Genomic DNA, 11,462 nt, shown 5'->3' with positions numbered 1-11,462 from the left:
CACCACAGCATCGACACCTCGGGCTGGAACATCCGCATGATCCGGGGCACACCCCAAGTCCGGGCACCCTACTGCTACGACCCCACCCGCACCTGGCGGTCTGGGGGAGGGAACCGGTTGGGGGCTCGACAGGCTCAACCAACGTTGGCGTGATTTTTCGGGATCGGGTCACCAAATGGCTCAGACACGGACGTTGGTTAGAGCCTCCGGAATCAAGTCACAGGTGCGTTCCGGGACAGAAAAACCCCCGCACCCAGTGAGAAAAACCGGGATGCGGAGGAACGAGAAGCGCGGAGACGGTGGGATTTGAACCCACGGTACCCCGTGAAGGGTACTCCACCTTAGCAGGGTGGTGCACTAAGCCGTACTATGCGACGTCTCCTTGGTGTCTGCAGCGCAAACACACGTAGATAAGCATAACGGTATTGACGGCATCCGCACGAACCAAGGACTGCGGGCGCCGCCCGGAGGCTACTGGTCCTCGAGCGACCGGCCTGCAGAGCAGGTGACGTCTCCGGCGGTCTGGCCCTGGACTGAATCGGAAAGCACTGCGGTCGGGGGCGTCGCGGCCGGATCCGGGACCGGTGCGGCCGGATCGGTCGTGGCATCGGGATCCGGGATCGCAGCCGGGTCCTCCGCAGCCGGGTCTTCGGCCAGTTGGAGCGAGTCGTCATCTTCGACGGCGGTGAACAGGTCGTCGAAGTCCGGCTGGATCGGTTCCACGCCGCCGTCAACATTGCCGGTCGGGGCCTGCACGAAGACCACCTTGCTGAGGTCGATGTCCTTCAGGGCCACGGCGATCGACGCCAGGGTGGAGACGTCGTTGAGACTCGTGGACAGGTTCATGTTGGCCGTGACGGCCTTGGCCAGCGAGTACACCTTGACGGGATCGGAGAGTGTGGACGCACTCTTCACGGTTCGCACGAGGGAGGACAGGAACACCTGCTGGTTGCTGATCCGCGTCAGGTCGCTGCCGTCGCCGACGCCGTGGCGGGTGCGCAGGAACTGCAGCGCCTCCAGACCCTCGAGCGTGTGCATTCCGGCCGGAAGGTAGGTGTTCGTGTACTCGTCTTCGATGTCTTCGGCGACACAGACCGGCACGCCGCCGACGGCCGTCGACATGGCCATGACGCCGTCGAACTGCACCTCTGCCGCATAGGGGATGCTCAAACCGGTGAGCTTCTCGACCGTGAGCACGGTGCAAGCCAGGCCACCGTAGGTGAGCGTGGTGTTGATTTTCTGGCTGCTCATCGCGTCGAAGGTGCCGCCGGCAGGGTCCGGGCACTCGGGGATGGGAACATACATGTCCCGGGGGAAGCTGATCACGGAGGCGTTGGTGTGGTCTTCGGAGATGTGCAGCAGCATGGTGACATCGTTGAGGTCGCCGGTGGAATCCTCCGGCCCGAACGAGGCATCCTGCCCCTTTCGGCTGTCGCTGCCGACAATCAGCAGGTTCACGCCGCCCGGGATCGCATCAATCTTGGGGGCGGGACCCTCGGTCTCGTTGGCCAGGGGCACGCTCTCCTGCACACTCGACGCGACATCGTAGGTCGCGATCGCGGCGACGGATGCGCCACTCACGAGCAGCACGGCCAGTGACGCGGCGAGCACCTTGGCCAAGGTCACGAACGGGTTGGAGCGGCGCAGCCGGCCATGGCGGGCGATGGTACTGAGCTTCTTCGATCGTGTCGAGCGGGGGCGTAATTCGTCGCTCACTCAGGTCCCTTCGTTAGTGCAGGCCGTGCAGAATCGAGGTGCGGAGGGCGTGGGATTCGAACCCACGAGACATCTCTGCCCACCAGTTTTCAAGACTGGCTCCATCGGCCGCTCGGACAGCCCTCCCGGTTCGCTGCCCGCGGCGCTGGTGGAACACGCGGTCGCGGACTATCGAATACCGACCGATTCTAGCCGCTTGCAGACTCACCACAGTGCCAGAGGATGCTGGCAGCGGGCTGGGCACCGCCTAAAGGCTGCTTAGAACGAGCGCGAGCCCATCTTCGTGAACGGCGCCGGTAATCTCGCCGGCCGCCGCGAGCACCTCGTGCGGAGCCTGCCCCATGGCCACTCCCCGACCCTGAACCGACGCCCACTGCAGCATCTCGATGTCGTTGCGCCCGTCGCCGACGGCCATCACGCGGCTCCGCGGAATCCCGAACTCGGCGCGCACCCGCTCCATGGCGGTGGCCTTGTTCACGCCGTCGGGGGCGATATCGAGCCAGGCAGTCCAGCCGATCGCGTAGCTCACCCGGTTCAGCCCCATCCGGTCGACGATCTGAAGAAAATCCTCCATATCGTGGTCAGGCGAGATGACGACCACCCGGGTGGCGTCCTGGCGCAGCAGATCGTCGAACTCGACGTGCTCGCTATCCAGCCCGATCGTGGCATCCGGGAACGGCTCCGTGTAGCGGTAGAAGCCGCGCTCGTCTTCGACGGCATACCTGGCACCGACCAGGTGCGAGCGGATCTGCAGCAACACATCGGTCGGATCGAAGGTCTCGACCCATTCGCGCCGGTACCCGGCGGGGGAAGCCGGGTCGCGGTGCAGGGTGATCGCACCGTTCGAGCAGACCACGAAGCGCGGGGTGATGTCCAGGCGCTCGAGCACGGGGAGCGTGGTGGCGGACGAGCGCCCGGTGGCGAGCATGACCTCATGACCGGCCGCGGCGAGCCGCCGCACCTGGTCGAGGACGCCGTCGCTGATCGTGCCGTTCTCGTGCATGGTGGTGCCGTCGATGTCGAGGGCCACCAGCCAGGGGGCATCCGTCGGCGTCGTCATGCGCCCACCGGCCGAATGACGTCGAGGCCGCCCAGCCAGGGGCGCAGCGCCTCGGGGATGAGTACCGAGCCATCCGCCTGTTGGTGCGTTTCGAGCAGGGCCACAATCCAGCGGGTCGTCGCCAGGGTGCCGTTGAGGGTCGCGACCGGCGCGGTCTTCCCCGACTCAGTGCGGTAACGGATATCGAGCCGGCGCGCCTGGTAGGTCGTGCAGTTGCTCGTGCTGGTCAGTTCGCGGTAGGCGTTCTGGGTGGGGACCCACGCCTCGATGTCGAACTTGCGGGCGGCGCTGGAGCCGAGGTCGCCGGCGGCCACGTCGATGACGCGGTAGCTGAGGCCGAGCGCCTGGAGCATGTCCTCCTGCAGGGCGACGAGGCGGTCGTGCTCGGCCTCGGCATTCTCCGGCAGCACGTAGGTGAACATCTCCAGCTTGTTGAACTGGTGCACCCGGATGATGCCGCGGGTGTCCTTGCCGCCCGAACCGGCCTCGCGCCGGTAGCAAGTGGACCAGCCGGCGTAGCGGAGCGGTCCGCCGGACAGGTCCAGGATCTCGTCCGAGTGGTAGCCGGCGAGCGCGACCTCGCTGGTGCCGGTGAGGTAAAGGTCGTCGGCGGGGAGGAAGTAGACCTCGTCGGCGTGCTCGCCGAGGAACCCGGTGCCGTCCATGATCTCGGGCCGCACCAGGGTGGGCGTGATCAGGGGGATGAAGCCGGCCGCCAGCGCCCGGTCGAGCGCCATGTTCATCAGCGCGATCTCGAGGCGGGCGCCGATGCCGCGCAGGAAGTAGAACCGGGCGCCGGACACCTTGGCCCCTCGGGCCATGTCGATGGCGCCGAGCAGTTCGCCCAGCTCGAGGTGGTCGCGCGGCTCGAAGTCGAAGGCGGGCACGGCGCCGTGGGTGCGGAGGGTGACGAAGTTCTCTTCACCGCCGGCCGGTACGCCGTCGATGACGGGGTTCGCGAGGGTGCGCACGACCGCGGTGAACAGCGCCTCGGCCTCGCCCGAGGCGGCCGCGGCGGACTTGACGTCGGCAGCGAGGCTCTGCGCCTGGGCGACGAGGGCCTTCTTCTCCGCGGGAGGCGCGGAGGCCACCTGCTTGCCGAACTGGTTCTGGGCGGCACGCAGCGCCTCAAACGCCCGGATAGTGGCGCGACGCTCCGCGTCGGCGGCGAGCGCGTCGTCGACCGCCTCGACCGACGCACCGCGCGCTTTCTGCGAACGCTTGATAAGGTCAGGATTCTCTCGCAGCAGCACAGGATCAATCACCGAATTAGTCTACAAGCGCATGGTCCGGCACCTTGCTAGCCTTACCGCGTGGATACTCCCGATCAAGCGACAGTTGTTCGGCGGGCGGCAATCGTCTACAACCCCACCAAAGTCGACCTGGACCGCCTGCGGGCGAGCGTGGCCCGCGCGGAGACCGCGTCGGGCTGGGCCGGCTCGCTCTGGCTCCCGACCGCCGCGGACGACGCCGGCAGGCAGGCCGTCCGGCTCGCCCTGGCGCAGGGTGCGTCCCTGGTGCTCGTGGCGGGCGGCGACGGCACGATTCGCGCGATCGCCGACGTGCTCCGTGGCTCCGGTGTGCCCCTGGCCATCGTGCCCCTCGGCACCGGCAATCTGCTGGCCCGCAACCTGGGCCTGCCGCTGTCGAACCTTGACGAGGCCACCATGGTTGCCTTCACGGGCGGAAACAAGCCGATCGACGTGGGTGTGGCATCCGTGCGCACCGACGACGGCGCCCTGGCCGACCACGTCTTCCTCGTGATGGCGGGCATCGGCATCGACGCCCAGATGGTCGTGAGCACGCGGCCCGAACTGAAGCGGGCGGTGGGCTGGCTGGCCTACGTCGACGCCGTGGCGCGCGTGCTCCCCCGGGTCAAGCCGTTCCAGATCCGGTACAGCCTGAACGGGCGCCCGCACCGGCCGGCGCACGTGAGCACCATCCTGATCGGCAATTGCGGCCTGCTGCCGGGAAATATCCAGATTCTGCCGGATGCCCGCCTCGACGACGGCATCCTCGACATCGCCATGCTGCAGCCCAAGGGCGTGCTCGGCTGGCTCACAATCTGGCGCCGGGTGACGTGGGAGAACGGCGTTCTGCGCCGCTCGGCGGCCGGGCGTCGTATCATCGAGCGAACCGAATCGACCACTGCACGGGTGATGACGACGCTGCACGCCGCCGATATCCGGATCGTGCTGGTCGAGGCGCAGGAGTTCGAGGTGGACGGCGACGCGCTCGGCCCGGTGCGCTCGGTGTCCCTGCGCACCGACCCTGCCGCCCTCGTCCTGCGGGTTCCCGTCGCGGCCTGAGGGCTGGGCTGGGCTGGGCTGGGCCGGGCTGGGCCGGGCTGGGCTGGGCTGGGCTGGTCTGGTCTGGTGGGACCGTCAGACCGCGGGCTCGCCGAGCAGGCCGCGCAGCCAGGCGCGCGCACCGATGAAGACGTTGTCGTTGTAGCGCGAGGTGAACTCGATCGGCTGCTTGTCGGCCCGCGGGTACGAGCCGAGGAAGATCACCTGGGGGCTGAACCGGCGCAGGCCGAGCAGCGCGTCGGCCACGCGTTCGTCGTGGATATGACCGTCGGCGTCGATCACGAACCGGTAGCGCCCCAGGGCGTCGCCGATGGGGCGCGACTGGATCAGGCTGAGGTTGACGCCCCGGGTGGCGAACTGCTCGAGCATCTCGAGCAGGGCGCCTGAGCGGTCTTCGGGCAGCTCCACGATCAGGCTGGTCTTGTCGGCGCCAGTGCGGGGCGGCACGGTGGTGGTTCGGCTGACGAGCACGAAGCGGGTGACCGCGTTGGCATTGTCGCCGATACTGCGGGCGAGCACGACCACATCGTGGTGCTTCTCGATGCCGGGCGGGGCGATGGCGGCATCCGCCTGCCCTGATTCGACCAGCGACGCGGCGGCGGCCACGTTGCTCGACGCCGGAAGGTGGCCGTGGTGCGGCAGATTGGATGCCAGCCAGCGGCGGCACTGCGCATAGGCGACCGGATGCGCGTTGATGGTCTTCACATCGGCCAGCGCGGTGCCCGGGCGAGCCACCAGGACGAAGTTCACCGAAACCAGGTACTCGCCGATGATGCGCAGGTCGGGCACGCTCGCGAGGGCATCCTGCGTGGCGGACACGCCACCGTCGACGGAGTTCTCGATCGCGATCATCGCGGCCACACTGCGGCCGGACACGACGTCGTCGAACGCCTCGCCGACATTGTTCACGGCCCGCCACGGCTTGCCCTGGGCTTCGACGACCTGGGTGAGGGCTGTCTCGGTGAAGGTGCCCGTCGGCCCGAGGAAGCTGTAGCTGACATTGCGCGACTCGGACATGCAGATCAGCCTAGTTGCAGTGCAAGACTGGACACCATGAACGAACGCGCGGGCACAGCGGCCCTGGAATCTGACCTTGTCGATGTCGAAGCGCTGGTGAAGGCGTACTACGACCTGAAACCGGATGTCACGGTGCCCGGCCAGCGAGTGGCCTTCGGCACCTCCGGTCACCGAGGGAGCTCCCTCAACACGGCCTTCAATGAAGACCACATTATCGCGACCACGCAGGCGATCGTTGAATTCCGCGCCATGCAGGGCATCACCGGGCCGCTCTTCATCGGCACCGACCCGCACGCCCTGAGCGCGCCAGCCTATACGACCGCCCTCGAAGTGCTCGTCGCGAACGGCGTGCGCGTGCTGGTCGACGAGTTCGACGACTATGTGCCTACTCCGGCCCTCTCGCACGCGATCCTGGCCTACAACCGGGCCGGGAACAGCGACGAGGCCGATGGGATCGTGGTCACCCCGAGCCACAACCCGCCCTCCGACGGCGGCTTCAAATACAACCCGCCGCACGGCGGACCGGCCGACAGCGACGCCACCTCGTGGATCGCCGCCCGGGCCAACGAACTCATCGCCGCCGGGCTCAATGATGTCAAAAAAAGCGAGCCCAACGCAGTCGAGACCTACGACTTCCGCGGTGGGTACGTGAATGACCTTGAGAACATCATCGACATGGCCGCCATCAAGGCCAGCGGCATTCGTATCGGAGCCGACCCGCTCGGCGGCGCGAGCGTGGGCTACTGGGGTGCGATTCGCGACCGCTACGAGCTCAACCTGACCGTGATCAACCCCCACGTCGACCCCACCTGGCGCTTCATGACCCTGGACTGGGACGGCAAGATCCGAATGGATCCGTCGAGCCCGTCCGTGATGGCATCCGTCGCCGCCCACAAGGACGAGTTCGACATCGTCACCGGCAACGACGCCGACGCCGACCGGCACGGTATCGTCACCCCCGACGGCGGGCTGATGAACCCGAACCACTTCCTGGCCGTGGCCATCGACTACCTGTACAGCCACCGCGAAGGCTGGCGGGCGGATGCCGCGATCGGCAAGACGCTCGTCTCCTCCACCATGATCGACCGCGTCGCGGGTTTCCTCGGCCGCGACCTCTGGGAGGTGCCGGTCGGATTCAAGTGGTTCGTTCCGGGCCTGATCGACGGCTCGGTCGCCTTCGGCGGCGAGGAGAGCGCCGGCGCCAGCTTCGTGCGCTTCGACGGAACCGTCTGGACCACCGATAAGGACGGCATCCTGCTGGCCCTGCTCGCCTCGGAGATTCTTGCCGTGACCGGCAAGACGCCCAGCCAACGCTATGCCGAGCTGGCCGAGCACTTCGGCGACCCGGCCTACGCTCGCGTGGACGCGGCCGCGACGCCCGCCCAGAAGGCGCAGCTGTCCAAGCTCGACGGAGCCGCCATCACGGCCACCGAACTCGCCGGTGAGAAGATCATCGCCAAGATGAGTCACGCTCCCGGCAACGGTGCGGCAATCGGCGGCGTCAAAGTCGTCACCGAGAACGCCTGGTTCGCGGCCCGGCCGAGTGGCACCGAGGACGTTTACAAGATCTATGCCGAGTCCTTCACGGGCCCGGAACACCTGAAGCAGGTGCAGATCGAGGCAAAGGCCATCGTCGACGGCGCCATCGCCTGACGCGTCTGATCCGGACCGGCTTGACCACCGCGGCGGTCGAGCCTGTCGGGACCGGAGATCAGCAGTAGGGAGTGCTTCGGTTCCTAGGGAATGCTCCAGTAGTACGCCGTGGCGCCCGGGTGCTTCTCGGTGATCGCGTAGTCGACCGACCGGAAGTCGGTGTCGTCGGTGTGGCCGGCATAGTAGATCTGGATGTCGTCGCCCGACCCCTCGATCCGGGTGACGACCCCGGTGTGGTCGCGGTCCCCGGAGTTGTCCCAGTCGAACTGCGCGACGTCGCCGAGCTTGACCTGGTCGCGCTGGTCATCCGTCAGGGCGGTGGCGCGGCCGGACTGCGCGACGTAGTCCCGGAACGCGGTTGAGCTGATCCACGGTGACGAGGTGTCGAAGTCGGAGCCGGTTCCCTCTGCGTACCATTGGTCGTCCATGGTCCAGCCCCGCTCGATCAGGGATTGGCTGGTGAAATTGACGCAGTCGTTGTCGGTGATGACGCCGTAGTCATCCGTGTTGTAGTCGGTCCAGTGGGCGAGCATGTAACTCACCTGCGCCTGCACCTGGGCGTCGATGGGAACCGGCTCTGCGGCCTCCGCGGGGGCGACCCGATCTGGGGCCGTCGCGTCAGACTCGGCCGCATCGGCCTTCGGCGCGGTTTGCGTGGAGTCAGCAGCCGGGGTCGGAGTCGCCGAGACGACGGGTTCGTCCCCAGTCACCCCGGCCACGGCGGCCGTTCCGGCCACGAGGCCGCCCAGAACGAGTACGGCAGCGACGATGCGGAAGCGTCGGGTCAGAACCACAGATTTCTCTCTTCGTTCGGGGTGCCACCGGGGGGGTGTGGCAGACACGCCCCGTTCGGGGGACGGTTTCTAGATAATCACACTTATCCGGGAAATGCCCGGGTGGACGACACACCGGCCCTGCGCCGATCAGGAAACGGGATCGGGGAACGGGATCAGTGGTAGCCGGGAGCCGCCGGGAGCCCGAAAAACTCCTCGAGGGTGGCGGTGCCGGTGGCGTGCATCTCCGTGGCCAGTTCCGTTCCGATGTAGCGGAAGTGCCAGGGCTCGTAGCCGTAGCCGGTGATGGCCACCTTGTCGGCCGGGTAGCGCAGCAGGAACCCGAAACGCCAGGCATTCCCGGCAAGCCACTGCCCCTGTGGGGTGTCGCCGAAGCAGGCATCCAGCGAACAGATCCCGGGCAGTGCGCTGATGTCGATGGCCAGACCGGTCTGGTGCTCGCTGGTTCCCGGCCGGGCCGTGCTGGTGTCGGCGAACGCCTGTCCGTTCGCGGCGACATCCGCGTCGTAGACCATCACCTGGGCCGCGAAGCTCCGGTAGGCGCTGTGGGACTGCAGCTTCAGCCCGGTCTCCGCCTCGAACGCGGAGAACAGGGCCACGGTTGCGTCCGACGCCTCCCGGCGAAGTTGCGGGCTCCAGACGTGAGCCACCGGGACGTCGACGAGGTCGGTCGGAGCGTAGTCGAAGGGGTTTAGCGGGCGGGTCTTGTCAACGACGACCCAGAGGCTCGCCGGGTCGTCGAGTGAGCGGGCGAAACGGTCAAAGGTAGGCATCACGGCCGGCTCCGGGGAACCTGTCGGGGCGGCCCGAGGCGGGGTGGGGGTGGCGCTCGGTTCGGCACGGGCAATCAGCGTCGGAGCGACGGCGGAACCGACGACGGGCGGCGCGGTTTCCCCGGTCAGGGCTCCGGCCGCCACCGCACCGGCGGCGAGTCCAGAGATGACGATGGACAGCACGACGATACGCCTCCGCCGGAACGGATGCGCGACCCCCACTGCCCGATCTGCCCACACGATGCTGAGCCTAGACCGGAGCGGGCTCCCCCAGCCTCCGACGGCCCGCAGCCGCTTGAAGATTGTTTGCCCATCGTGTAACTTTGCGCACAATGCAAACTTCTCCCTCTCTCGCCGCCCCGCCGCTGATGTCCCACCGGCAGATTCTCTTCGTCATCTTCGGACTGATGGCCGGAATGTTCCTCTCCGCCCTCGATCAGACCATTGTCGGAACATCGATGCGCACCATCGCCGACGACCTCGACGGCATGGCGCTGCAGGCCTGGGTGACGACCGCCTACCTGATCGTGTCGTGCATCAGCACGCCGATCTACGGCAAACTCAGCGACATTTTCGGGCGCCGCCCGCTGTTCCTGATCGCGATCACGATCTTCCTCATCGGCTCGCTCCTGGCCGGCCTGGCAAACTCGATGTACGAGCTCGCGATCTTCCGGGCCATCCAGGGGCTCGGCGCCGGCGGCCTGATGGCTCTCCCCCTGACGATCATGGGCGACATGCTGGCACCCCGGGAGCGGGCGAAATACCAGGGGTACTTCCTGGCCGTCTTCGGGGTCTCCAGCGTGATCGGCCCGCTCATCGGCGGCGTCCTGTCGGGCTCGGACACGATCCTCGGAATCACGGGCTGGCGGTGGGTCTTCCTGATCAACCTCCCGATCGGCATCATCGCCCTCGCAATCGTGCTGAAGTTTCTACACGTTCCCCACTTCGCCCGGCCCGTTCGCATCGACTGGTGGGGAGCGGTGAGCGTGATCCTTGCTGCCGCGCCGCTGCTGCTCGTGGCCGAGCAGGGCCGCACCTGGGGCTGGGGTTCGATCCCCTCGATCGCCTGCTACGTGATCGGACTCTTCAGCATCGCGGCCTTCATCCTCGCCGAGCGGCTGATGGGCGACGACGCGCTCATCCCGCTGAAACTGTTCCGTTCGTCCACGTTCAGGATGGCGACCATCCTGGGCGTCTTCGTCGGCTTCGGCATGTTCGGCGCCATGATGACGGTGCCGCTCTACCTGCAGCTCGTGAACGGGGCCACCCCGACGGAGAGCGGCTTCCTGATGCTGCCGATGATCGCGGGCCTGATGATCTCCTCCATTGTGAGCGGCCAGCTGATCGCCCGTACCGGGCGCTACAAGATGTTCCCCACCATCGGCACTGCCTTCATGTCGGCAGGCTTCCTGCTCTTCACATTCGCCACCGCCGACAAGCCGGTCGGATTCATGATGGCCGGGATGCTCCTGATCGGCCTCGGCCTCGGCCAGCTGATGCAGACGCTCACCATCGCCAGCCAGAATTCGGTCGGCCCTCGGGATATCGGCGTGGCCACATCCGCCTCGACGTTTTTCCGCCAGATCGGCGGCACGCTCGGCACCGCCGTGCTCTTTTCGGTGCTGTTCACCCGCATCCCCGACACGATCGGCGCGGCCTTCGACAACCCGACCATCGTCTCCGGGGTCAGGGACGCTGCAACGGACCCGGCCGTGCAGGCCGACCCGGCGAACACCGGCATCCTGGCACTGTTGGCCAACCCGGGCAGCGTGGGCGGCGCCCTCGACGGCGACACCTCGTTCCTCAACACGGCCGACCCGCGGCTCGCGGAGCCGTTCCTCGTCGGCTTCAACGACGCATCCGTCACCGTCTTCTGGGTGAGCCTGGCCGTCGTGCTGGTCGCATTCGTACTGAGCTTCTTCCTCACGGCGCCGCCGCTGCGCAACACCTCCGCCCTGCAGGAGGCCGCGAACGAAAACGCGGCCGAGCTGACCGCGCAGGCCGAGCTGACCCGGGACGCGCAGCGGGCCGCCGACAGGATGGGCGCCCTGGTCGAGCCGGGGATCGACGTCGACGAGTTCGAGCGCGAGGCCCGCACCCAGCCCCGCTAGCACCCGAACGAATTCGACGGAGATTTTGC

General features: G+C 67.4%; 9 protein-coding genes and 2 tRNA genes. 3 read left to right on the top strand and 8 right to left on the bottom strand.

Going from position 1 to position 11,462, the window contains the following annotated elements; all coding sequences use genetic code 11:
- Positions 1-291 precede the first annotated feature (291 nt).
- From E3T40_RS08620 to serS, 5 genes are all read right to left on the bottom strand, one after another.
- Positions 292-382: transfer RNA gene (locus E3T40_RS08620), tRNA-Ser, on the bottom strand.
- Between the two features lie 89 nt (positions 383-471).
- Positions 472-1,716, bottom strand: a complete 1,245-nt coding sequence (locus tag E3T40_RS08615) for an LCP family protein (RefSeq protein ID WP_104194375.1) — start codon at positions 1,714-1,716, stop codon at positions 472-474.
- 41 nt (positions 1,717-1,757) lie between these two features.
- Positions 1,758-1,842 (bottom strand) — tRNA-Ser (locus tag E3T40_RS08610).
- Positions 1,843-1,963: 121 nt separating this feature from the next.
- Complete coding sequence (locus E3T40_RS08605) at positions 1,964-2,776, bottom strand: HAD family hydrolase (protein ID WP_104170069.1); 813 nt, start codon at positions 2,774-2,776, stop codon at positions 1,964-1,966.
- Positions 2,773-4,041, bottom strand: coding sequence for a serine--tRNA ligase (serS, locus tag E3T40_RS08600; RefSeq protein WP_104170068.1), 1,269 nt, complete (start codon positions 4,039-4,041; stop codon positions 2,773-2,775). The genes E3T40_RS08605 and serS overlap by 4 nt, the downstream gene beginning before the upstream one ends.
- A gap of 48 nt (positions 4,042-4,089) precedes the next feature.
- Here serS and E3T40_RS08595 point away from each other — a divergent pair, with 48 nt between their 5' ends.
- Entirely contained in the window at positions 4,090-5,085 is a 996-nt protein-coding gene (locus E3T40_RS08595) for a diacylglycerol kinase family protein (protein WP_134543140.1), read from the top strand.
- 75 nt (positions 5,086-5,160) lie between these two features.
- Here E3T40_RS08595 and pheA read toward each other — a convergent pair whose 3' ends face one another.
- Positions 5,161-6,102: a prephenate dehydratase gene (pheA, locus tag E3T40_RS08590; protein WP_104170066.1), complete on the bottom strand. Its 942-nt coding sequence runs from the start codon at positions 6,100-6,102 to the stop codon at positions 5,161-5,163.
- A 36-nt stretch (positions 6,103-6,138) separates the two neighbouring features.
- On the opposite strand from pheA, the gene pgm reads away from it, so the two are divergent.
- Positions 6,139-7,755 (top strand): phosphoglucomutase (alpha-D-glucose-1,6-bisphosphate-dependent), encoded by a 1,617-nt coding sequence (pgm, locus tag E3T40_RS08585; protein WP_104170065.1) that lies wholly within the window; start codon positions 6,139-6,141, stop codon positions 7,753-7,755.
- Positions 7,756-7,838: 83 nt separating this feature from the next.
- Here the strand turns inward: pgm and E3T40_RS08580 are convergent, their stop codons facing one another.
- Positions 7,839-8,549 carry an amidase domain-containing protein gene (locus E3T40_RS08580; RefSeq protein WP_104170064.1) on the bottom strand — a complete coding sequence of 237 codons (711 nt, stop codon included), beginning with the start codon at positions 8,547-8,549 and terminating at the stop codon, positions 7,839-7,841.
- Positions 8,550-8,704: 155 nt separating this feature from the next.
- Positions 8,705-9,505 carry a M15 family metallopeptidase gene (locus tag E3T40_RS08575; RefSeq protein WP_241981719.1) on the bottom strand — a complete coding sequence of 267 codons (801 nt, stop codon included), beginning with the start codon at positions 9,503-9,505 and terminating at the stop codon, positions 8,705-8,707.
- A gap of 149 nt (positions 9,506-9,654) precedes the next feature.
- Here E3T40_RS08575 and E3T40_RS08570 point away from each other — a divergent pair, with 149 nt between their 5' ends.
- Positions 9,655-11,433 carry an MDR family MFS transporter gene (locus E3T40_RS08570; protein ID WP_241981718.1) on the top strand — a complete coding sequence of 593 codons (1,779 nt, stop codon included), beginning with the start codon at positions 9,655-9,657 and terminating at the stop codon, positions 11,431-11,433.
- Positions 11,434-11,462 lie beyond the last annotated feature (29 nt).

It is taken from the genome of Cryobacterium sp. TMT1-19, from assembly GCF_004403055.1.
Classification (GTDB): domain Bacteria; phylum Actinomycetota; class Actinomycetes; order Actinomycetales; family Microbacteriaceae; genus Cryobacterium; species Cryobacterium sandaracinum.
The sequence above is the reverse complement of the archived record's forward strand: the minus strand, read 5'-3'. Positions and strand labels throughout refer to the sequence as shown.

Coding starts and splice junctions, on each gene's coding strand:
- E3T40_RS08605 (WP_104170069.1), bottom strand. CDS start 2,776: ATGACGACGCCGACGGATGCCCCCTGGCTGGTGGCCCTCGACATCGAC.
- pheA (WP_104170066.1), bottom strand. CDS start 6,102: ATGTCCGAGTCGCGCAATGTCAGCTACAGCTTCCTCGGGCCGACGGGC.
- pgm (WP_104170065.1), top strand. CDS start 6,139: ATGAACGAACGCGCGGGCACAGCGGCCCTGGAATCTGACCTTGTCGAT.
- E3T40_RS08570 (WP_241981718.1), top strand. CDS start 9,655: ATGCAAACTTCTCCCTCTCTCGCCGCCCCGCCGCTGATGTCCCACCGG.